The sequence below is a fragment of the Sphingomonas rhamnosi genome, assembly GCF_036663615.1.
GTDB lineage: Bacteria > Pseudomonadota > Alphaproteobacteria > Sphingomonadales > Sphingomonadaceae > Sphingomonas.
In genome coordinates this window covers 823,934-846,755 of record NZ_JAXOJJ010000001.1, presented here as the reverse complement: position 1 = coordinate 846,755, position 22,822 = coordinate 823,934, and the positions used below count along the sequence as shown (strand labels likewise).

Genomic DNA, 22,822 nt, shown 5'->3' with positions numbered 1-22,822 from the left:
ACATCGCAAACTCCCTATCCCGCGGTTGGTTTCCACGCAAGCGAACAAAAGCCAGAACTGTTGCTTTGCCGCCACAGTCGCAAGCCTATCACTTTTCCACCCGCGTCGTACGGGGGCCGGGTTTCGCGCCGACCGCTTCACCGCGTCGCCGACAGGGGTATGGCGCCCACGATGACAAGGACGGGATTAACGCGCCGACGCGGTGAGGGAACCACCGAATTGCGGTGAACCGCGCTCAGGACGCGATCAAGCCATGCCCGCGCAAGATGTTCAGAACGGCCACGATCGACGCGCGCGCGACCGGATCGACCACCGAACCGCCCGTCGGATCGACGATGGCGGGCCGCTGCGCCCCGACGACCGGCACCCCGTCGATCGCCAGCCGACTCGCCGCGACGATTCCGACTCGCCATACGCCTGCGGTGAACCGCGCGTCACGTGCCGCTGCGATGCTCCACACCGCCATGCCCTCGCGCGCGGCGACGAACCGCCATCCGCCGGTGGTCCAGCCGGCAAGCGCGTTGGCGTACGCGGCCCACGCCCCCGTGGGCGCGGTGCCGACCACCCACGCCTGCCCGATGACCGGCGCCGCCGGCGGATCGTTGACGCCGACCGCCACCACATTGGTCTGCACCGCCAGGTCCAACAGGGTCAGCGCCTCATTATGGGTCCATTCCTTCTGCGCCTGCCCCGGCATCATCAGCGGCAACCCCAGCCGCACACTCGTTTCGCTCATGCCATCCCTCCCGCTGCCGGAACCACCAGAGCCGCCGCGTTCGACTCGCCGAACACGCCTGCCTGCCGCACACTCACCGTTACTCCCGCGGCGCGTTCCGCCGCGGTCAGCGCGATCTCGGGCGTCGTGCAGGCGACGATTCGCGTGCCGCCCGCGCCCGACACCGTCACCCGGTACGCCTCGATTTCCTCGCCGATCGGTGCATCGACTCCGTCGATCCAGCCCCAGCCCGCCCGGCTCCGCCGCACCCAGCGCACGGTGGCGCCCTCGGCGCGCAGATGCACCGGTGCCGGCGGCATCACCGAAGCGCCGCCGATCACGCAGCGCGCCTCGACCGGCGCGTCGTCGCCGACCCCGGACGCCATCACCCGCACCGTTCGCCCCAACGCCGAGACCGGCAGCGCGATCGTCCGCGCCGCCGCGGCCTCCAACACGACGAACCGGTCTCCGGCCACCGGCGTCGCGCCCTCGGTCCCGCGGCGCCCGCGCAGCAACCGCGTCAGTCGCCAGCGTCCGCCGCCGAGCGGTTCCGCCGATCCAAACTGCACCAGCTCGGTCCCGACCACCGCCAGATTGACGCCGCGGTCGAGCGCCGCCGCATCCGCGTCCCCCAGGTCCATCGCGTCATGCGCCAGCGCCACGACGATCGCGCCGTGCAGGTCGATCAGCGTCGAAGGCGCGGGGGCTGCCGCGGCTTCGACCACCCCGATCGCCGCCGCCGCCGCGGTCGTCCCCGCCGCGGTCCAGCTCGCGCCGTCGTCCAGACTGTAGAGCAACGCCGCGCGCCGCCACCCCGCCCCCGTGCCCGCCGCCGCGATCGTCAGTCGTGGCGCCGACAGCGGCACATCGTCCAGTCCCGGCGTCTCGAAGGCCGCAAGAACCGTCGCGCCGATCGCCGCGTCCGCAGCCCCGACCACCCGCCCGCTCGTTGCCCGCGCCGGCAGCGACGCCAGCTCGATCGGCACCAGCGCCAGCCGCGTCACCATTCCCTCGACCATCACCTCCGCGACCCGCCAGATGCCCGCCTCGCCCGCGATCGCGACGCACGCCCCCGGCGCGATCGCCAGCCCCTCGAACCCGCACGTCACCGTCCGCCGCACCCGCCCCGCCTCGGCCCGCGCCAGCATCGCCTCGGCCACCGTCTTGGCAGCCCCCGCGTCCAGCACCGCCGGGACCTCGACCCGCTCGTCGCGTGAGCCCGCGCCGGTCCGCGTCGCGCGCTGCAGCCCCGCCTGATAGTCGCGCGCCGGATCATAATGGCCGACACTCACCGTCCGCGGCACGCTCTCGATCGCCGCCACCGCGCGAGTCCTCCGTCCGCGATCGCCAAAGCCCGCGTCGGCAACCGTCACGACGTCACCCGTACCGTCGCGCATCACCAGCACGGCGCCGTCCGCGGTGAACCACGCCCCGCTCGCCTGCCCCAACGTCGCCAGCACCGCACCCACGCTGCCGCCCGACGCGGCAAATCCGCCGACCGTCATCGCCGCGTCACCGCGCAGCTCGGTCGCCAGCGTCCGCGCGATTCGCCCCACCGACACCGCGCCGGGATCGGCGGTCACCTCGAACGTCAGCGACGGAATCCGGTTGCCATAGTCCGCCAGCTGCATCCCTTCGAACACCGCGTACGCGCACCCGCGATGCGCCGGCGCCTCCGCTTCCGCCGACGCGATCAACGGGTCGGCCGCCTGGTCCTCACCGCCCAGATGCAGCCGGAACCCCGTCGCCGTCTTGAAGTCCCCCGCGCTCCCCCGCAGCAACTTCCCCTCCGCCCAGATCCGCCCGACGCCCAGGATCGCACGCGCCGACAGCAGCACCGCGAACGACGCCGAATAGCTGTACGTCGTCGTGTTCGGCTGCCCCTTGCCGCCCCGATCGGTCCCGCGACTCTCGACCAGGTCGGTCGCCCAGATCACTGTCCCCGCCACCCGCATCGTCCCGAACAGCTTCGGGATCTGGCTGCCATAGGACGATGTCTGCACCGCCAGCTCGGTCAGCCGGGGCCCCTCGCGCCGTTTCGGCCGGAACACCGCATGGTCGATCGCCTGCCCGACCAGCGCACCGATCGCGCCGCCCACCGGTCCCCCCACCGCCGTCCCGACCACCGTCAGCACCAACGTCGCCATGTCCGTCCTCCCGTAACCGCCACGCGCCCAGCACCGGCCAGTCCGCCCCCCCACGCGCCGAGGCCCGCTCCACCACCCGCCGCAACCCCGCATCGGCATGCACGAACCCAAATGCCGTCCGGACCGCCAGATGCAGCTGCCCCGGCCCCGTCGCCATCAGCAGCACGTCGCCCGGCATGCGTCCGTCACCCCGCACCAGCCCCGCATCCAGCAAAGCCGCCAACCGCGCCGGATCACCTCCGCGCAAGGCATAGCCACTCGGCACATCGCCAGAATATCCGCCAGCCCGCAGCGCCACCGCCACCACGCCCACGCAGTCCAGCCCATGCGCCACGTCGCGCCCATGCAGCCGAAACCGCGCGCCCACCGCTGCCAGGGCAGCGTTCGCGACGGCACTCACCCCGGATACCGCGTCAGCAGGTCGATCCCCGGCAGATAGGGCTCGCCGCGAAAATTCAGAACATTCCCGAAGCGCGTGCCACACGTCGCGAGACTCTTGTCGCATCCCTCGATGATCTCGACGAGCACGCCCGCGACAACCGCAAACCCCGGCACCGTCCGCAACGTCACCACCGCGCCGTCGGAGCGCGCCACCGCGCTCTCCAGCCCGCTATTCGCCCCGCCGAACCAGCGCAGCAGCCCCCCGCCATAGGCATCCGCCACCGCCTCGACCGCATCCACCGTCACCACCCGCCCCTCGCACGACACCACCCGCGCGAACCGCCGCCGCCCCGCCATCGCCACCCGGCACCGCCGATCGCCGATCGCCGCGCGACATTCGGGCGAGGTCTCCTCAACCACCGTCCGGTCCAGCGCCGCGCTCGCCCCGCGCAACTCGGCGGTAAATCCGTCCGCGGTCAGCTCGACCGCGCCGATCGTCCCCTCGCCCAGATCCACCCGGTTCGCGACATCGGTCCAGTCCACCGCGAACACCGCCACCCGCGCCCCGTCCCAGCGCCCCGCCAGCAGATCCGCCTCCCCGATCGCGCCGCTCGTCAGCGCCCCCGCGACGTCCATCGTATCCGCCTCGAGTCCCCCCGACCGCTGGATCGCCGAAGGCGTCATCCCCGGCGCCGCCCGGTGCAGCAGCCCGTCCACCACCAGATCCCGGTCATGCGCGGTAAGCCCCACCGCGACCCCATCCCGCCGCTCGATCCGCCAACACAAAGCGATCGTCGCGAGCTCTTGCGCCAGCCACGTCATAGGAACCTCCGGAAGAAGGGATTTTCACGCAAAGCCACGAAGACGCGAAGAGAAGGAAGACGGAAGGCACCCTCGGAAGAATGGTTCGCGCAGAGGCGCAGAGAACGCAGAGAACGCAGAGCTACACATCCCGCCGCAAAGCGGCTGCCAACCCCAGGCCGATGACAGTCCACGACGCTGCCGCAGACGAATCCCCTCTGCGCCTCCGCGCCTCTGCGCGAACAAACCCTTCTCTTGAAAACCCAGAAGAAGTGGGTTCACGCGGAGGCGCGGAGACGCGGAGGAAGTGCGCCCGCGGCAGCTTCAGTCCTTCCATCACGACCGACTGCGACGACGCGGATTGAGAGGATGCCTCTCGGCATCAACCCTCCGCGTCTCCGCGCCTCCGCGTGAACCAACCTACCCTTCCCGAACCTCGACCAAAGGCACAGACCCCGCCTCCCCCGCCAGGAACGTCGCCAAATTCACCCGCAACCGATCCTCCGCAAACCGCACCGGCACATCGAACGCGAACCCCGCCGTCACCACAGCCCCCACAACCGGCGCCGCGTCCAAAACAACAAAGCCCCCGCTCTCGACCGAGAACCCCACCGAAACCCCATCGACCGCGACAGAAACACTCCCCGCCACCGGCCGCGTGATCCGCCGCTCCGCCGCTCCGTAATGCTTCACCAGCGCGAACCGGCGCAGCACCCCGTCCCCCACCCCGACCCGCTCGCCCACACCGACGCTGTCGAACGGATCCCGCAACCGGAACGCCCGCGCCGGCCCCATCCGCGCGCGAAAGAACGCCAGCAGCGCGCCGATATCCTCCGCACTCCGCACCCCCGGCCCGACATCGTACGACGTCCGCGCCTCCGCCCAGGCCGCACTGCGCGCCTCCACCCCGCCCGCACTGGTCAAAATCGCCGTCGAGAACCCCGGCGTCACCGCAGCCTCGCGCCCCAGCGCCAGCGGAAACAGCACGTCGTCGAACGCATCCATCGCCTCATCCTCCGTATCGAAATGCACGAAGCCGTCGCGCATCACCTGCGGCAGCGCCCAGAGGAACGTCGCCGCCACCCCACGCGCCCGCGCCCGCTCCGCCGCCGCCTCGATGAACCGCCACTCGGCCGCCTGGTCCGACCGCAGCACGAACCCCGACAGATAATGCTGCCGCGCGACCGGATAGCCCAGCCGCGCCTCCGCCGCCGCGATACCGCGCGCGGTCGACCCCGCATCCCCCGCGGTCACCCAGTCATAATCCTCGAGCTGCAGCACATCGAACGCGGGATACGCCCACCCGACCGGCATGTTCGCGCGCTTCGCCTCGGGCGCCGCCGCATCCAGCACCGTCGGCAAATAGGTCAGCAGATGCGTGACACACCCCGGCGCCACGCTCTTCGCCGCCCCCGCCAGAGCCGCCGTAGACGCCGCCAGGCACGCCCCCGCCCGATCCAGCGTCGCCGTCTGCGCAGCGCTCATCGCGCCCTTGATCGTCGGCAGGGCAACCGGCGCGAACGCCGCCACCGCGCTCGCATCATACAGGCAAGGCCGCCCGTCCGGCATCACCCACCACCACGGCTCGCCACCTGGAACTTCGGCACCAGCCCCGCCGCGACCGCGATCCCCATGAACGCCCGCGCCACCGCCTGCAGATACCCCATCGCGCCACCATGCGCCGGCGACAGCAAGGTCGACGGCGGCACCCACCCGGTCAGCGCCGGCGCGCCATCGCTGCTGCGCTGCTTCCAGTCGTTCCAGCAATGCGCATCGAACAGCTCGTAGCTCAGCGACCAGATCACCCCGAACCCCAGCGCCCTCGCCCGCACCGCAAAGTCGCGATGCCACGCCGCACACGCCGCGTTCAGCACGCCGCCGGCCAGGCTCACATAAAACCCGCCGCCCAGCGCCTCGAGCCGGAAATAATGGCTCATCCCCACATAATGCGTGATGTCGCCGCGATACCCCAGATGCAGCGCATTGCGCAGCAACCGCGCCGGCGTCAGGTTGTAGCTGTCGTCGAACCCGCTCGCGATTCCGATGCCGTGCTCGGGCACCACCACATCCCCGATCGCGATCACCGCCCCCGGCCCCTCGCACGCGATGTCGGTCAGCTCGACCCACCCCTCGCGGCTCCCCGCCAACGGCGCGTCGGTTTCGGTATAGTCGGGCGGCACCAGCGACACGAACATCCGGTCGATATCCCCCGCCCACACCGGATCCGCATCCTCGGGCAACTCGAACCCGCCGACCAGATCGGCGAAATCGATCGAAACCCGCGCATCCTCGGGCGTGCCCACCGCATAGTTCCACAGCCGCACATACCAGGCCTTCGCGACCCCCGCCGCATCGCGCCCCTCGATCGTCAGCGTCGGGCCATTGATGGCATCCAGCGCCATCACGCCACCCGACCGCCACCGGAACGACAACCGGCAATCCCGAAAATCCCGCACCGTCTCGTAGCGCAGCAACGGATGATCGACGCGGTCCTCCGCCTCCCAGATCAACCCCGCCAGATCGTCCGCGCGGTAGAACACCGCATCCACCCGCAGCGCATCCGGCCCGGTCGTCACCACGGCCGCCATCATCGGCCGCGGGAAATTCACCGTCCAGAACCGCGGATCGAACCGCGAGATCGTCCCCTCGACCTGCACCGTCCGCTGCGAACACAACCAATGCCCCATCGCCCCGCCCCCCTTCGTCACCCCGGACTTGGTCCGGGGTCCACCGTGCCGCCAATCCGACGTCCGTTGCCCGCGCAGCCCGATCGCCACTGCCGAAAGAAGAATGGTTCGCGCAGAGGCGCAGAGGACGCAGAGAGACAGCATGCGCCGCGAAGCGGCCCTCCCTCTCGGCCCCGTTGGGAAGCGGTTCGCTGCCGCGGACGATACATCTCCGCGTCCTCCGCGCCTCTGCGCGAACAAACCTTCCTTCTCTTCGCGCCCCTTCGGCGAAGCTCAGGGCAGGCTTCGCGCCTTTGCGTGAAAACCGTTCTACTCCGCCAGTGCCGCCTTCACCGCCCGCGCCACCTGCCGGCTCGACTGCGCCAGCATTGCCGGCGCCGCATCGCCGCTGGCGTTCACCGTGATCGCCACCCGAACCTCACGCACGCCCGAACCCGACGCCTCGACCCGCCCGGACGACACCGGCACGAACAGCTCAGGCCCCCGCTCGCCGACCAGATAGGCACGCCCCGGCGACACCGGCCCCCCGGTCGCCCGTCCCGGCTGCCCACCGGTAACGGCAGGTTCCGTCGCGACGCTGCTCAGCACCGACTGCACCCCCGCCTCCAGCGCCCGCCGGGCGATCGCATCCATCGCCGCCAGAGCGACCGCCTTCAGCTCCTCGAACCCGAGTTTCCCGCTGCGCACCGCACGCAGCAGCGCGGTCTCGATCCGCGCCGCCGCGCGCTCGGCCCCCGCGCCCAGCACGCCCTCCAGCTCGCCCCGCATGATCCCGAGATCGCGCGAGAACCCCGCGGTATCGGCGCGCACGCCGACCAGCACCCCCTCGTTCATCAGGTCATCCATCCGGAAACGCCTCCCTCAACCGCGCCAGCACATCCGCACCGGGCGGCGGCGCCTGCCCCCCGTTCAGCGCCCCCGCCACCGCCGCCAGCTCGGCCGGCGTCGCCCGCCAGAACGCGTCCGGGCTCCACCCCAGCACCGCCCCCGCAAACCCCGCCAGCCGCCCAGCCCTCTCCGAAAACGCGCTGTCGGCGAATATCTCTGCCACAGGTCAACGCCCCTGCAGGATCTGCCGCAGCAGCACGCGCAGCACCGGAGTCGCCGCGGCGATCCCCGCCTCGATCACCGCCTCGCCCAGCTGCTCGCGGGTGACGCCCTCGGGCGGATCGCGCAGGCAATGCCAGAACAGCGTCACCATCTCGCCGATCCCGAGTTTGCCCTCCGCCGCGCGCTCGACCAGCGCGAACAGCGACCCCAACGCCTCCTCCGCCGCCACCAGCGCGGCGAAACTGGGCCGCAGCACCAGCGTCTCGCCCGCCACCCGCACCGACGCTTCCCCGCGCACGGGGTTTGCCATGTCCGTCATGATGATCTCCTCCTGTACGCCAGCGCCGCCCGTTCTCCCCTCCCTGGAAGGGAGGGGAGCAAACCGCGGCGGCATCGCCCACCTTACGCCGCCACCACCGCGCCCGAACTCTCCAGACTCAGCGTGTAGGATCGCTCCCCGTTGAAATCCCCGGCATAATCGAGCCGCGACACCAGGAACTTGCCCGTCATCGTCTCGCCGCTCTCGAACGCCAGCCGATAGTCGTCGAGCACGCCGGTCAGCGCATTCCCGCGGATCCGCGTCTCCGCGGCCGACCCGGTGAACACCCCCGCCCCCGACACGCTGACCGACCGCACGCCAGCCCCCGACAGCAATTGCCGCCACCCGCCCGAATCCTTGGTGGTCACGACGACGCTTTCGCCGTTGACGCTCAACTGCGTCGTTCGCAGCCCCGCCACCGTCGCGTACACGACCGGCGCCGCCCCGTTCCCGACCTTCAGCAGGAACGCACTTCCCTTCTCCACCGCCATGTCGATTCTCCCTTGGGTGTCCGAACCACATCCGAACTAGACTTTCCGTCACCCCAGCGAAGGCTGGGGTCTCTTGCGGCTCCAGCCCCCGCGCCGCCTCACGAGATCCCAGCCTTCGCTGGGATGACGGAGTGGGCGAGGTGGCGCAGCGAACCCCCTCGCCCCGCTCAGCTCTCCCGGTACAGCCGCACCGCAAACTCGCTCACGCCTCGCCAGCGATCCTCGGTCGTGCGCGCCAGCCGGCTCCGCACCAGCCGCGTGGCCGTCAGCCGCCACCCCTCGCCGACATCGCCCGACAACGCCTCCATCGCGTCCTCGATCGCGCCGACCAGCCCCCGCAACCGCACCGGCCGCTCGCCCGAATCATAGGACACCACGGTCACCGCGCCGGTCCGCCCCGCGATCCCCGCCGCGTCCGCCTGTTGCAGCACCGGTTCCTCGACCACCGCATAGGGCAGCCCGCCCCGCACCGGCGGCGCATCGAACACCCGCAACCCGGCGATCGCGTCGAGCCGCGTCACGATCGCCGCCTGCAACCTCGTCCGCGCGCTCACAGCCGCACCTGTCGATACGGCCGCCACAGCGCCGCCACCGCAGCCGGCGGCGCACCATCGTCGCTCCGCGCCTCGAACAGATACGCGACCAGCATTGCCACCCCTTGCGCGATCGGCGCCGGCACCGCGGCCCAACTCGCGGTCGGATCGTCACGCGGCACCAGCACGGTCCCGGTAAATGCCTCGGCCGTCAGGATCGCAGTCTCCGCCAGCCCCGCCAGCACCCCCTCGTCGCTATCCACCCGCAACCAAAGCTTCGCCGCCGCCACCGCATCCGCGATCACGCCCGGCGGAATCGATCCGCTCATCAGGAGTCTCCCAAAACCTCGATCCTCCCCCGCCAGGGGGAGGTGGCAGGCGCAGCCTGACGGAGGGGGCGGACACGCAACCTCGGTTCCGTATCCTCCCCCTCCGTCACCTTCGGCGACACCTCCCCCTTGCGGGGGAGGATCGCAGTTACGACACCGCGAACTTCATCAGCTTGATCGCCTCCGAATTCGTCACGCACCCGCCGACCCGCTTGGTCGCGTAGAAATTGACGAACGGCTTGTTCGAATAGGGATCACGCAGGATCACCGTCTCGGTGCGCTCGGCGATGATGTACCCCGCCTTGAAGTTGCCGAACGCGATGCCCAGCGCATTCGCCGCGATATCCGGCATGTCCTCTGCCTCGATCACCGGATAGCCGAGCAGTGTCGCCGGCTGCCCCGCCGCCAGCGAGGGCGCCCACACGAACGCGCCGTCCGACGTCTTGAACTTGCGGATCCGCGCCAGCGTGCTCGCATTCATCACGAAGCTCGCGCCCTGCCGATACGGCGCGCGCAGCGACTGGACGAGGTCGATCAGCCGCTCCTGCGGGTTGGCCGCGAAATCCCCCGCTGCCCCGCTCGCCAGATATTGCAGCGTCCCGAACGGCCGCGTCGCATCCCCGGTCGCCGCGGTCGCCTGCGTCAGAAAGCCCTTCGGCCGCGACACGCCCGACCCGGCCACGAACGCCGCGCCTTCCGCCTTGGCGAACTCCATCGCGATCTCGCCCGCCAGCCACGCCTCGACATCGAACGCCGCATCGTCGAGCATCGCCTGGCTCGCCGACGGATTGGCATAGAGCTCGCCCATCGGCGGCGCGATCTCGACGAACACGGGCGACGCCGTCCCCGGCCGCGCATCGGTTTCCGCCGCCCATCCCGACGGCGTGCCCCCGGTCGTCACCAGTTTCCGATACCCCGCCGAGCCCACCTTCACCACATTGGCGATCGAACGGATCGGCGAGATGCCCTTCAGCACCCGGTCGATCTCGGCATCGATCTCCTTGGGGATGGCAAAACCGCCGGCATCCCCGGTCACCCCGGTGAACGCCTTCATCTCGATCGTCGCGCCGCTCCGCACGAACCCCTCGAACGCCGCATTGCCCAACGGCGCCGCACCCTCCAGCACCGGCCTGTCGATCACGTCCATGTCGCTCTCCCACAAAAAAGGCGCCCCGCAGGACGCCGAAAAAACCTTGTTGAATAAGCCGTTCCCCGGCGAAGGCCGGGGCCCAGTTGGGAGACGACCATGAAGACCGCCGCGCCCAGTTACCCCGGCTATCCCACCTGGGCCCCGGCCTCCGCCGGGGAACAATAGTCCACCCGCGCCAACCGCTGCATAGGCACCGCCACTAGGCTCACCTCCACCAGCGCCACGCGAAGCAACTCCCGCCGCGCCCCCAGCCGAACCGAAACCGCCCGATACCCCACCGACAACCCCGCCACCGCACCCGACCGCACCGCCGCCGCCAGCTCGGCATCCGCGATCACCCCCGCGACCCTTAGCCCCCGCGCATCCTCCGCAACCGACGTCAGCACCCCCACCGGACCCCCGCGATGCTGCCACAGCAACGGCACCAGCCCCGCCCCCGCAAACGCCCCGGCCCGCGCGACGTCCCCTGCCCGGTCGACCACGTCGAACACCGCCGCATACCCCGCGAACCCCAGCGTCACGACGCCACCGCCTTCACGTCCAGCATCGCCCGCTTCTCCTCCGCGCTCAGGAAATCGGCGGCGGACACCATCGCCCACAGCTTCGACCGATCCTCGACCAGCGCCGGCACCCGATCGAGATCGATCCCCAGCGTCGCCCCCTCGAACCACCCGCGCAGCCCCTCCGCGATCCCGTCGAGCACGTGATGCGCCATCGGCAGCACCGCCAGCCGCCACAGCGCCCGGTTCGCCTCGCGGTAGTTCGCATAGCTGTTGTCGCCCGGCAGCCCGAGCAGCATCGGCGGCACCCCGAACGCCAGCGCGATCTCGCGCGCCGCCGCCGCCTTGGTGCCGGCAAAATCCATCTCCGCGGGCGACAGCGACAAGGCCTGCCACTTCAGCCCCCCCTCCAGCAGCATCGGCCGCCCCGCATTGCCCGACCCCGCGAACGACGCCTCCAGCTCGCCCTTCAACCGGTCGAACTGGTCCGCCGACAGCGTCGATCCATCCCCCGGATCATAGACGAGCGCGCCACTCGGTCGCGCCGCATTGTCGAGCAGCGCCTTGTTCCACCGCGCCGCGGCATTGTGGATCGCCACCGCCCCCGCCGCCGCGCCCAGGCACCCCAGCCCATAATGATCGTCCACCGGGTGAAAGCTCTTCAGGTGGATCACCTCGGGCCGCACCGCATCGGCGTGCAGCCGCGTCACCCGCTCGCCCACCTTGTAGCGATACGCGACCGGCCACCCGCCCGCATCCGCCTCGACGCTGACCCGCTCGGGCCTGAGCGCGAACAGCTCCGCCGCACCCCCGTCGGCATCGCGCAGCACCTGGATGAAGGCATTGCCGTGCAACAAGAGGTGCGCGACCACCGTCTCGACCAGGGTCTGCCCACCCGACCGCCGGGTCGCCAGCCGGATCAACGCCGGATCCGACGCCTCCAGCGGCGCCCCGCCGATCGTCTCCATCACCAGCTTCACCGCGCGCTGCGCGATCGCATTCCCCAGATACGCCTCGCGCACCTGCGCCTCATAGGACCGCGGCCACTCCCCCACCGCCGGCCCGTAGCCGGCGCGCGACAAGGCCGGCCGCGAGTCCTCGCGCCCCTTCCACCCGAACAATTTCATGGTTCGTCTCCCACCGTCCGCACCCGCGCCACCCCGCGCGCGCCCAGCATCAGCGCGGTCATCGCCCAGACCAGCGCATCCGCGCGGTCCGGCGACCGCCCCGGCCCCTCATACCCCCCGCCGACCACCAGCCCGCACAGCTCGTCCTCCAGCGCCGGGAACCCCCCGACATGCCACGCCCGCCCGCTTTCGTAGAGCGCCGCCACCGGCTCCGCCCGCGCCACCTTGCCCAGCGCCGCATGCACCAACGTCAGCGGCATCACCCGGTCGGCACCGCGCAGCACGCTCTCGACCATCGCCCCGCCCTGGTTCTTCTCCGCGATCACCCGGTCGGCGCCGTGCCGCGCCACGCAGTCCGCCACCGCGCGCGCCCATCCCTCGGGCGACAGGCCCGAGACGCTGGCATCCTCCAGCACATAGGCGAGGTCGTCCGCACCCCGCGCCACCACCACGATCCCGCACGCGTCGCCCCCGATGCTCGCCGGCGGATCCACCCCCACCACCACGCGCGTCCGCGCCACCGGCATCGCCCGCACCCGCCGCGTCTCCAGCCCCGCCCGCGTCCACAGCGCGCCGACCACCTCGTCGATCATCTCGCCGTCGAGCTCCTGCCGCCCCAGCCGCGTGCCGCCGTACAGATCCTCCATCTGCGCGACCCAGCCCGCATCCAGGTGCAGATTGTCGTGCGTCCGCCCCCGCGTCTCGATACAGTCCTTCATCGCCATCACCCGCCGCATCAGCCGGGTCGGCCGCGGCGTCGTCGTCACCAGCACCTGCGGCCGCTCGCCGATCCGCAGGCCCAGCAGCAGATTGTCCCACGCCGCATCGCCGCGCCGCCATTTGCCGATCTCGTCGCACCACGCCGCGTCATGCTCGGGCCCGCGCAGCGACTCCGGCACCTCCGCCGAATAGGCGTACGCCCGCGCCCCGCTCGCAAAGTGGAACTCGCCGTCATACCGCCGCCACGCATAGGGTTCGTGCGCGCGCGCCACCGCGATCAGCCCGCTCTTTCCCTCGATCATCACCCGGCGGACATCGTCCATCGTGCCCCCCACCAGCGCGATCCGCGCCTCCGGCCGCGCCCGCGCGATCGCGCTGACCCATTCCGCCCCGGCGCGCGTCTTGCCGAACCCGCGCCCCGCGCGGATCAGCCACACCCGCCAGTCGTCGCGGTCCACTGCCTGCCCGTCATGCGCCCATAGCGGCCAGTGATCCGCCAGCGCGCGAAGCTCAGGCGTGGTCAGCCGCCGCAACACCCCCAGCCGTTCGGCCGCGGGCAGCGCCACCAGCCGCGCGCGCAACGCGGCAAGCGTATCGCTCACGGCTTCGTCCTCCCGTCGGCACCCCCATCAGACCCGCCTCCCGCCCGACCGCCCGGACGCGTGCCGAGCGCCCGCCGCAACCGCCGCTCGGCGATCTCGAGCTGCTTCATCACCGCGCGTTCGACCTCGGCGATCGGGACCGTCTTGTAGTTGCGCTTCTGCGTCTTGCGCGGCCCGGTCGCGGCGCGCCGCAGCGCCAGCAGGTTCAGCCCCAGCGCCGGGTCGATCGGCCCCGCCCCGGCCCCCATCCCCATCCCCATCGCGGCGCGATCGCCATCCGGCGCGATCGCGTTGACGTGAGCGCTCACGCGGCCCTCCGCGCTCTCGCTCTCGACCCCGTTCTCGCCCCCAGCTTCACCCAGCGCACTGCTCAGCAATTCGGCTTCGAGCCGCCCATAGCCCTGTTCCAGCGCCTCCTCCCACAGCGCCGCGAACGCAGCGTCGCGCCGCCGCAGCGCGTAAGCGCCCGTCAGGCTCATCCCGACGTCCTGCGCCGCCATCCGCACATTGGCGGTCGCGGCCACCATATCGAGGAAGCGTTCGCGCTTGTCGTGCGTCCACCACGTCGCCGACGCCCGCTTCACCTTCGCCCCACCGCGCGTGCACGGCGAGACCAGCACGGCCGCGTTCCCGGCCCCGTTTCCGCTCTCTTTCGTCATGCCACCCCCCGAACCCGCCGACCCAAACGCGAAAAGCGCGGAAGCCTCCCGGCTCCCACGCTCATCTCCCCGACCCGCAATTCCTCAGCGTTCCTGTTATGTACCTGGAGAGCGTGACGATGTCAAGCGGAATGTACCAGATGGGTTATTCCGGGCTCAGCTGTTGGTTGATCCGGCAACACAACAGGCTTGTAACCCCGTCCGGGATGATCCGATGCCTAATGTCTGCATTTAGTGGAAACCGGAACAGACGTTCTGGGGCATTAAGCCGGTGTAAGCTGCCTTCGTTCAGGCTCAACTGATCGGCAGCTAGCCGACTATACATTGACAGTCTGACGATGCACCGCCATCGGCCCACCCAGCGAGTGTGACATGGACGAAAATGGCATCAAGGCAGTAGCTCTAGCGCGCATCCGGCGGGAAGCTCGGGGGCGCGTTTTGCCAATCGTGACAAGTGAGTTTTCGCTGAACGGCACTGGAATTCGTGCCGATCTCGCGTTGCTGGACCGTGGCACCTTTTATGGGGTCGAGATCAAGAGCGCATCAGACACGTTAAAGCGCCTGCCATCCCAGATGGAGGGGTACGCCCGTTATTTTGATCAAACCGAGCTGATCGTTGCCCCCAAGCATGTCCATGGCTTACGGGATATAGACCTGCATGGAGCTAGAGTGTGGCGGGCCGAAGTTTTGAACGACTGGCAGCTTCACGCGCCGGGGAAGTCACGTTGCATCAGCGGCCAGTGGCTGCTCCATCTACTGACAGCTGAGGACGAGCGTCGTGCGACCCGCGCCATCGAACGGCAGACCGCTGAACTCTCGGCTATCGACATCGATCATGCGCGACGGAGTGAGTTCGAACGCGCCTTTTGCAAGCGCTATGGCGAGACTAGTGCTCGATTTTGGGAAGCCGTTCGAGGTCGGCCGATCCGTCTCGACGATCTAAAACTGCTCAGCCGATATCATGCCGGACGCCAGCAACGGCGAGAAATCGAGCAAGAACGAGCAGAGCGTTGGGCGACTTGGGTCGAGGCGATGCAAACGCCGTTACACGCTGTTTAGTCTTCCCAGTCATCCTCAGTGTCTTCAACCGCCCCTGGGTTGTCGTGAAAGGTCTGCAACTGCAGATGTAGATTGATGCGCGCGGCGGTGGCCTTACTTTGCGTATCGATAGCGGAAGCATCACCTCTCGCCGTTCGTTCGATCATCTGCGTGCCCCAAACCCGCAGATCACCATTCCAGAGGGCATGCGCCATTAGGATCTGGGCTTGCTCGATGTAGCCGTCGAGCCCCGTCTCTTCAGAACGAAAAAACGTCCACTGCTCGAAATCAGGGTAATCAATTCGAGCCGGGATCACTCCGCTCCCTCCACCGAGTGGGTCGGCCCGTGCGCTGCCTCGATCGCCATAGATCAGTCGATCGCGACCAAGCTGGCCTGCGACTTCGTCGAACAAACGTCGCTCAAAGATGAGCTGCCGAGGGAGGTTCGTGAAGCTCGCCGGGAACGACGAAGCGGATACTGAGACGGTAGCCAACGGCGCCGACGCCCAAATCGTTCTGATCAATCCTACAGTTTGAGCGGCAACAAGCAGATGGTCGGCACGGACAGCGCCATAATCGATAACAAAGCAGACATCGCGTCCACCTCCAGTCAGTTGACTGATCTGTACGGCCAACCGACCTAGACCACCAAAGGCGTTACGTTCCACACGAACCGCCAGTCCACGGTCCAGCGCGTGGAGGCGGGCAATCTGGTTGCGCTCTGCTGCTGGATCAGTGCCGACTTGCGCAACGGGGATATACGTTTCGTTCCGCTCGATGAACTCGCACCAGTTGTCGAAACCATCGTCTGGGTCTCGAAGCGCTTCCAACTCCCCAAACACCGGACGTGGTTTTGGCACCTCACGCTCCCCAACCTCGACAAGGATTGGGCGATCGCCATAAGATACAGCAATCCGATCTATCGAACTGTCCAACCGATGCGACCCGACCCACGGCCTCAGCGAAACTAGTGGAAGCAAGCGGTCTTTAGTCTGATCCGGCAACTCTTCTAAGGCGCGCATTTCTGCAGGCTTGAGAGCGAGGAAAGGCAGGTAGGAAACGCTATCCCATGGCCTGAGCGGCATCGACGACTCCTAACTGTTCTAGCTTGATGCGCATTGCGCCTTCCGATGCAGAAAACTGCTCGGCCAGGAAGAGTATTAAGTCGCCGACCCCCTTTTCACGCGCCTCGTCAACACTGGCCAGAACCAGGTCGTCGGGCATCAAAATGTCAGCCGCTAATCGGTTCGCTTGGGCTTCCCGCTTGTCGGACAAGGAAGACCGATAGAGCACGTCGTCTGAGAGGCCGCGAGCATCGATCTGGTCAGCATGGAGTAGGAAATGGGCGAGCTCGTGAGCTACCGTGAACCGTTGGCGCTTCGAAGGATCGTGTCGGTTTATCCTAATGACAAAGCCGTTTTCCTGAGGCCTGATCTCACCGGAAATTCCGGGCGCAAGCGTTGCCGCTTTAACTGGAACACCAAGCGCTCGGGCAAGATGAGATAGCCGCACAGGTGCCGTATCCTGGTGTTCTTCGATCGTTGCGCGCACGCGATCGCCTAGGTTACGCCATTCGGGGCTCATTGGTCGTCTCCATCTTCATCGTCGTCGAGCAGCCGATCGTCCGGTCTGCCGAGGACGATCTGGTCTACCCGCGCTCTAACGCGCCGATCGAAATCGGGGGACGCCACGATCTCAGAAATGCGCGTTTCCACTTCCTCCAGTATATAGCGTCGGATTGATCCGTTCTCAATCTGTTCACGAGTCTCGGCGAGCGCAGCGTTAGTGGCGCTACGCACCGCCTCGAGCTTCATCTGCTCGAACCCCCAGAACGCGGCGATTGCCAGAACACCGCCGAAAATGGCGACTATCACCCCCACCGCCGAGAGCAGGATGGCAGCAAGGTCGGCGTAGGTCATGCCGTCCGCTTTAATACCACCGGTGGAAAGAAAGGCGATAAAGGCCGCTCCGAGTATTGCACCGAGGAACGATGCGAGCACAAGGGAGGGGCGAGCTGGAGCATATACCGGGGTACCGTCTGGCTGTTTTCCAGTTACCACGCCATCTCCCCGATTTAATCCTAGCCGGTAATACATACAGTGAAGGACGCCACGTCAACTTATCCAATGGAGACCCGTTTATAATCCTCCGACAAGAAGCCGACACGATGTTGTTCGCTGTATGCTGGCAGCGCGTGCTGCCTCCGCCTCCGCCTCGGCCTCGGCAACGCGGGCATTTTCCACAGGCATTGTTCTGCTGGGCGATCTAGCCCGTAGTGGAATGACGCCAGAACTGCGTAATTCCACGCAAGAAATCTGAAGACTATGCCAGACGGAACCGGGGGCGCCGAAGCGCCCCCTCACCCCATCAATATTTCACCCGCAGCCGCGTGTAATAAAACCCGCCGTTGAACCCGAACGGTCCGCCGTTGCGCGCATACACCTGCCCGTCCGACGTGCCGCCGGTCAGCGGATAGATCTGCACCGTCGAGGTCGCCGCCAGCCGGTCGGGCTTCTCGTCGGTGAAGTTCTGCGCGCCCACCGACAGCGTATAGTGATCGGCAAAGGTGTAGCTCAGCTCCAGGTCGGTGGTGAACTTGCCGCCGAACCGCTGGTTGGCATAGCCTTCGGCGGGCGTGGTCGCGGTTGCCGCCTTGGTCACGGTGACGCCGTAATCCTGCGCGCTGGTCCATGAGCTGTAATAATTCTCGCGGACGTTGAAGCTGAGGTTGCCGAGCGACCAGTTGCCGTTCCACACCACGCGGTGCTTGGGCGCCAGATTCTCGGCATCGATCAGCTGCGCCAGCCCGATGATGCGGATGTCGTAATCGGTGACCTTGGTGTTGTTGTAGTTGTACGCCAGCGAGAAGTTGAGCTGCGCGTCGCTCAAGCTCGTGCGCCAGGTGCTGACCACGTCGATGCCGCGGGTGCGCGTCTTGAAGCCGTTGGTGAAATACTGCACCTGCCCGTCGACGCCGACCGGCAGCAGCAAAGGCTGCGCCGCGAGGTCCGCCGCGGTGACGATGAACGGTGAGGTCAGCCCGATGCGGTTGCGCAGATTGATCTGATAGCCGTCGACCGTCAGCGTGAAGCCCGGCAGCGGCTCTAGGATGACGCCCAGGCCGTAGTTGGTCGATTTCTCCGGGCGCAGATTGGTGGCGCCATAATATTGCGCGACCGCGGTGTTGGTCGGATAGGTGCCGCTCTGGAACGCGACGCCGTTGTTGAACGACGTCGTCACGATCGACACGTTCGACTGGCCCGGCGACGGCGCGTGGAATCCGGTGCCGAAGCTGCCGCGGATCGAAAGCGCGTCGGCGACCTTGTACAGCGCGTTGACCTTGCCGACCCAGGCGTCGCCGAAGGTGTTGTAATGTTCGTAGCGGCCGGCGGCGCCGACCGTGAACGCCTTGGTGATGTCGGTTTCCAGCCCGACATAGGCGGCATAGGCGGTCTGGCTGAATTTCCCCGCGGTCTGCGGGCTGGTGCCGGCATAGCCGCTCGCGCCCACGCCTTGCGCCGCGGTGGTGCCCGATGCGACGTAGACGCCCGGCGCGGTCTGGGTGAAGAGCCGCTGCGCGACCGCATAGGGGCCGGCGGCATAGGACTGCAGGTCGCCCGCGGTCTGTTCGTAGGTCTCCTTGCGATATTCGCCGCCCGCCGAGATCGTCAGCGGCGCCGCGAACCCGACATCGGCGGCATAGGTGAAGTCGGCGTTGAAGTTGGTCTCCTTCTGGATCAGGTCGCCGAAGTCGAAGCTGGTCTGCGTCGCGGGCCCGAACGAGAAATTGGCGGAGTTGTACATCGACAGCGAGAGCGTGTTGCGCGCGAGCGTGCCCGACAGGTCGTAGCTGAAGGCGCCGGCCGTCCCCTTGTAACCGAGCACGCCGTACACCTCCTGCGTCTTCCCCACGAACCGCGGCGTGAACCCGGCCGGGTAGAGTTTGGAGAACTGGAAGGTATTCGTGTCCCGCACGAATCCCCCTGCCGGGCACGTCGCGTTCCCCGCCGGGCACGGCGTCAGAAAGAAGGTGTTGTTGAAAGCCCCATTAGCCCCCTGATTCCGCACCACCCCATTGGTATCCACCGCGGTACTCGAAACCGAAGCCCGATAGTTGAAACTCTGATTCCCCTTGGATTCCGCATAGTTAGCAAACACATAGATCTTGCTGTTATCAGTAACATTAATCGCCGAATTGTAGACGGATTTAAAACCATGCGATGGAGAATTACCCCAGATCTGCACCGGCAGCGGATAATTGGGCAGCTGGGACGCCAGCGCCGGGAAGTTGTTGGCGAAATTCGCCGCCGACGGCCGCGTACGGCCCCTGCTGGTCTGCCCATCGTCAGTATATTCGGCAGTGACGTTGATAAATCCCCAATCGCCCTTCACGCCAGCATTGCCCGCGATCTGATAGCTTTCGCCGTCGCCCGCATAATATTGCCCGGCGCGGCCGACCAGTTCGATCCCCTGGTCCTCGCGCAGCCCGTAGTTGAGCACGCCGGCGATCGCGTCAGATCCATATTGCGCGGTCGCGCCTTCGCGCAGCACCTGAAGGCTGCCGATCGCGAGCGACGGGATCGCCGAGATGTCGGGCCCCTGCGCGCCGCGCCCGAGGCCGGTGTCGCTTCCGCCATAGACCTGCACCAGCGCCGAGCGATTGTAGCGCTTGCCGTTGATCATCACGAGCACCTGATCACCCGACAGACCGCGCAGCGACGGCGATCGCACGAAGGTCGACGCGTCGGAGATCGAATTCTGCCCGGCATAGAAGGACGGAACGATGTTCTTCAGCTGGTCGATCATGTTCGCGGCCGGCTGCACGGCCAGGTCGGCCGCGCTGATCACGTCGACGGGCGACGGCGAATTGGTGAGAGTCCGGTCGGTGCGGCGTGTGCCGAGCACAATGATGTCGTTGTCAGGGGCATTGCCCGGATCATCGGAGGCGGTGATACCGGACGATGCCGAACTATCCTGTACCGCCGTCGCTTGGGGTGAGGCTACGAGATCAGGCTCTGCTCCATAGGCGGCAGATCCATAAAGAAAAGCGATCGCCAGCGCGGCGCTCGAAGTCGTGTGTCTCATCATCTAAGCCCCTTTGAGATGTAACTTTCCGAAAATCCTTTCCGCTCTGTTCCAGATCTCGATGCCGATTATGATCGACGTCGGACCGCTGATTTATGCGCCCTGCGATTAATGCGACGACGTCGTTACGAATGCATCGCCACTGCGCGGTAAGTCGCCACAGTTATTGCGTTTTGACAATCGAAAACGGAGACGATCGCTAACGTTATGTTACGTTGTTGCAATTCTGCCGCAATAGGTCAGGGTTGCGTCTGTTGTCGGCGCAAGGCCGGGCATCAACACGCGCTTCCGCCGGCCGGAGACCCGCGGTACATGGGCGCATGACGAACACGCCCACCTCCGCTTCCGATCTTGCCGCTCCCGTCGCGCAACGCCGCGACCACAGCTTCACCACGCACGGCGTCACCATCGCCGATCCCTATGCCTGGCTGAAAGACGCCGGCTATCCCGAGGTCACCGATCCCGACATCCTCGCCTATCTCGCCGAGGAGAACGCCTATTACGAAGCAGCGATGGCGCCGCACGCGAAGCTGGTCGACACGCTTTACGAAGAGATGAAGGCGCGCATCAAGGAAGACGAATCGTCGGTTCCCCAGAAGGACGGCGACTGGCTCTACTGGACCGCCTACGAAACCGGCGGCGAGTACCGCAAATGGTGGCGCAAGCCCGTCGCGGGCGGCCCCGACGAGCTGCTGCTAGACGAACCCGCGCTCGCCGAAGGCCACGAATATTTCCGCCTCGGCGCCTTTTCGGTCAGCAATGACGGCCGCTATCTCGCCTATGCGATCGACGACAATGGCTCGGAACGCTTCGAGGTGCGCGTCAAGGATCTGTCGACGGGCGAACACCTCCCCGACGTGATCCCGGGCATGCTGTCGGAGATCGTCTGGACCGCGGACGACGCCGGCTTCCTCTACGGCCTCGCCAACGAGCAATGGCGCACCGACAATGCCCGCTTCCACCGCCTCGGCACGCCGATCGAGCAGGATGTCGTGCTGTTCCACGAAGAGGACGAGGGCTTCCGCGTCGGCGTCGGCGAGACCAGTTCGCGCAAATGGATCACGATCGCGACCAGCGATCACGTCACCAGCGAGATCTATCTCCTCCCCGCGCACGAACCGCTCGCGGTCCCGATCCTCGTCTCCGCACGCCAGGTCGGGCGCGAATATGACGTCGACGACCATGACAACACGCTGTTCATCCACACCAACGACACCGACCCCAATTTCCGCCTGTGCACCGCGCAATTGGAGGAACCCGGCGTCTGGACCGAGCTGATCCCGCCAAGCCGCGATTTCTACATGACCGGCGTCGAATGCTATCAGGACTTCTTCGTCGTCTACGGGCGCGAGGACGGGCTCGATCAGATCGCGATCCACCGCTACGAGACGCCCACCCAAGGCCGCCGCATCGCCTTCCGAGAGGCGAGCTACGTCGCGGGCCTCGGCGACAATCCCGAATACGACATGACGGTGCTGCGCCTTGGCTACGAGTCGATGGTCACCCCCGGCTCGGTCTACGACTATGACGTCGACACCGGCGAGCGCACGCTGCTGAAAGTCCAGGAGATTCCGAGCGGCTACGACGCCGCCAGATACGGCACCGAACGCCTCAAGATCACCGCGCGCGACGGCACCGAGATTCCCGTCTCGATCGTCTATCCCGCAGGCTTCAAGCGCGACGGATCCGCGCCGCTCTTCCTCTACGCCTATGGCGCGTACGGCTATGCGATCCCGCCGGGCTTCTCGACCGGCCGGATGAGCCTGCTCGACCGCGGCTTCGCCTATGCGATCGCGCATATCCGCGGCGGCGACGATCTCGGCCAGCAATGGTATCTCGACGGCAAGCTCGAAAAGCGCACCAACACGTTCAACGACTTCGTCGACGTCACCAAAGGCCTGATCGCGGAGAACTGGACCGCCCCCGGCCGCATCGCGATCGCCGGCCGGTCGGCAGGCGGCGAGTTAATGGGCGCGGTCGTCAATTCCGACCCCGATCTCTGGGGCGCGGTGATCGCCGACGTCCCGTTCGTCGACGTGCTCAACACGATGCTCGACGACAGCCTTCCGCTGACGCCCGGCGAATGGCCCGAATGGGGCAACCCGATCGAGGACAAGGCCGCGTTCGACCTGATCCGCAGCTACAGCCCCTACGACAACGTCGCCCCCCACGCCTATCCGCCGATGTTCATCAGCGGCGGCCTCAACGATCCGCGCGTGACCTATTGGGAACCCGCCAAATGGGCGGCGAAACTGCGCAGCGTGAAGACCGACGCCAACATCCTGCTGCTGAAGACCAACATGGGCGCCGGCCACGGCGGCAAGTCCGGCCGCTTCGAAAGCTTGCGCGAAGCCGCGGAGGAACACGCCTTCGTGCTCTGGCAGCTGGGCGTCGAAGCCTGACCGTTCTCCCGCGAAGGCGGGAGTCCAGGGTTACAGGCCGCAACGCCCGCCGCTCCTGGACCCCCGCCTCCGCGGGGGAACAGTAA

At 67.5% G+C, this 22,822-nt stretch carries 20 protein-coding genes and 1 pseudogene; 2 read left to right on the top strand and 19 right to left on the bottom strand.

Annotated elements, in window-relative coordinates; translation table 11 throughout:
* Positions 1-235 precede the first annotated feature (235 nt).
* The 15 genes and pseudogenes from U1701_RS04220 to U1701_RS04150 form a co-directional block, all read right to left on the bottom strand.
* A complete protein-coding gene (locus U1701_RS04220) occupies positions 236-736 on the bottom strand; it encodes a DUF2793 domain-containing protein (protein ID WP_332781262.1) in 501 nt (166 codons plus the stop codon).
* Positions 733-2,862, bottom strand: coding sequence for a phage tail protein (locus U1701_RS04215; protein ID WP_332781261.1), 2,130 nt, complete (start codon positions 2,860-2,862; stop codon positions 733-735). The genes U1701_RS04220 and U1701_RS04215 overlap by 4 nt, the downstream gene beginning before the upstream one ends.
* Positions 2,863-3,258: 396 nt before the next feature.
* On the bottom strand, positions 3,259-4,065 hold the full coding sequence (locus U1701_RS04210; protein ID WP_332781260.1) for a phage/gene transfer agent baseplate hub protein: 807 nt from the start codon (positions 4,063-4,065) through the stop codon (positions 3,259-3,261).
* 399 nt (positions 4,066-4,464) lie between these two features.
* A pseudogene (locus U1701_RS04205) lies at positions 4,465-6,731 on the bottom strand (DUF2460 domain-containing protein).
* A gap of 309 nt (positions 6,732-7,040) precedes the next feature.
* A complete protein-coding gene (locus U1701_RS04200; RefSeq protein WP_332781259.1) occupies positions 7,041-7,577 on the bottom strand; it encodes a tail tape measure protein in 537 nt (178 codons plus the stop codon).
* Positions 7,570-7,782 carry a phage tail assembly chaperone gene (locus tag U1701_RS04195; RefSeq protein WP_332781258.1) on the bottom strand — a complete coding sequence of 71 codons (213 nt, stop codon included), beginning with the start codon at positions 7,780-7,782 and terminating at the stop codon, positions 7,570-7,572. Before U1701_RS04195 ends, U1701_RS04200 begins: the two co-directional genes overlap by 8 nt.
* Positions 7,783-7,785: 3 nt before the next feature.
* On the bottom strand, positions 7,786-8,100 hold the full coding sequence (locus tag U1701_RS04190; protein ID WP_332781257.1) for a gene transfer agent family protein: 315 nt from the start codon (positions 8,098-8,100) through the stop codon (positions 7,786-7,788).
* An 83-nt stretch (positions 8,101-8,183) separates the two neighbouring features.
* Entirely contained in the window at positions 8,184-8,591 is a 408-nt protein-coding gene (locus U1701_RS04185; RefSeq protein ID WP_332781256.1) for a phage major tail protein, TP901-1 family, read from the bottom strand.
* A gap of 167 nt (positions 8,592-8,758) precedes the next feature.
* Complete coding sequence (gene gp17 / locus U1701_RS04180; protein WP_332781255.1) at positions 8,759-9,145, bottom strand: tail completion protein gp17; 387 nt, start codon at positions 9,143-9,145, stop codon at positions 8,759-8,761.
* The gene (locus U1701_RS04175; protein ID WP_332781254.1) at positions 9,142-9,453 is read right to left on the bottom strand and encodes a head-tail connector protein; all 312 of its coding nucleotides are present in this window, start codon (positions 9,451-9,453) and stop codon (positions 9,142-9,144) included. Before U1701_RS04175 ends, gp17 begins: the two co-directional genes overlap by 4 nt.
* A gap of 148 nt (positions 9,454-9,601) precedes the next feature.
* Positions 9,602-10,600 (bottom strand): phage major capsid protein, encoded by a 999-nt coding sequence (locus U1701_RS04170; protein ID WP_332781253.1) that lies wholly within the window; start codon positions 10,598-10,600, stop codon positions 9,602-9,604.
* A gap of 128 nt (positions 10,601-10,728) precedes the next feature.
* Positions 10,729-11,124 (bottom strand): HK97 family phage prohead protease, encoded by a 396-nt coding sequence (locus U1701_RS04165; protein ID WP_332781252.1) that lies wholly within the window; start codon positions 11,122-11,124, stop codon positions 10,729-10,731.
* On the bottom strand, positions 11,121-12,230 hold the full coding sequence (locus U1701_RS04160) for a phage portal protein (protein WP_332781251.1): 1,110 nt from the start codon (positions 12,228-12,230) through the stop codon (positions 11,121-11,123). The genes U1701_RS04165 and U1701_RS04160 overlap by 4 nt, the downstream gene beginning before the upstream one ends.
* Positions 12,227-13,552 (bottom strand): DNA-packaging protein, encoded by a 1,326-nt coding sequence (locus tag U1701_RS04155; protein ID WP_332781250.1) that lies wholly within the window; start codon positions 13,550-13,552, stop codon positions 12,227-12,229. Before U1701_RS04155 ends, U1701_RS04160 begins: the two co-directional genes overlap by 4 nt.
* The gene (locus U1701_RS04150; RefSeq protein WP_332781249.1) at positions 13,549-14,211 is read right to left on the bottom strand and encodes a hypothetical protein; all 663 of its coding nucleotides are present in this window, start codon (positions 14,209-14,211) and stop codon (positions 13,549-13,551) included. The genes U1701_RS04155 and U1701_RS04150 overlap by 4 nt, the downstream gene beginning before the upstream one ends.
* A gap of 372 nt (positions 14,212-14,583) precedes the next feature.
* On the opposite strand from U1701_RS04150, the gene U1701_RS04145 reads away from it, so the two are divergent.
* Positions 14,584-15,270 carry a hypothetical protein gene (locus U1701_RS04145; RefSeq protein WP_332781248.1) on the top strand — a complete coding sequence of 229 codons (687 nt, stop codon included), beginning with the start codon at positions 14,584-14,586 and terminating at the stop codon, positions 15,268-15,270.
* On the opposite strand, the gene U1701_RS04140 is transcribed toward U1701_RS04145, so the two are convergent.
* The 4 genes from U1701_RS04140 to U1701_RS04125 form a co-directional block, all read right to left on the bottom strand.
* Positions 15,267-16,334 carry a beta family protein gene (locus tag U1701_RS04140; RefSeq protein WP_332781247.1) on the bottom strand — a complete coding sequence of 356 codons (1,068 nt, stop codon included), beginning with the start codon at positions 16,332-16,334 and terminating at the stop codon, positions 15,267-15,269. The two genes, U1701_RS04145 and U1701_RS04140, sit on opposite strands and share 4 nt — an antisense overlap.
* Positions 16,312-16,833 carry an ImmA/IrrE family metallo-endopeptidase gene (locus U1701_RS04135; RefSeq protein WP_332781246.1) on the bottom strand — a complete coding sequence of 174 codons (522 nt, stop codon included), beginning with the start codon at positions 16,831-16,833 and terminating at the stop codon, positions 16,312-16,314. The genes U1701_RS04140 and U1701_RS04135 overlap by 23 nt, the downstream gene beginning before the upstream one ends.
* Positions 16,830-17,168 (bottom strand): hypothetical protein, encoded by a 339-nt coding sequence (locus U1701_RS04130; protein ID WP_332781245.1) that lies wholly within the window; start codon positions 17,166-17,168, stop codon positions 16,830-16,832. Before U1701_RS04130 ends, U1701_RS04135 begins: the two co-directional genes overlap by 4 nt.
* A 448-nt stretch (positions 17,169-17,616) precedes the next feature.
* On the bottom strand, positions 17,617-20,337 hold the full coding sequence (locus tag U1701_RS04125; protein WP_443025988.1) for a TonB-dependent receptor plug domain-containing protein: 2,721 nt from the start codon (positions 20,335-20,337) through the stop codon (positions 17,617-17,619).
* A 317-nt stretch (positions 20,338-20,654) separates the two neighbouring features.
* Here U1701_RS04125 and U1701_RS04120 point away from each other — a divergent pair, with 317 nt between their 5' ends.
* Positions 20,655-22,736, top strand: coding sequence for a S9 family peptidase (locus tag U1701_RS04120; RefSeq protein WP_332781243.1), 2,082 nt, complete (start codon positions 20,655-20,657; stop codon positions 22,734-22,736).
* Positions 22,737-22,822: the final 86 nt, after the last annotated feature.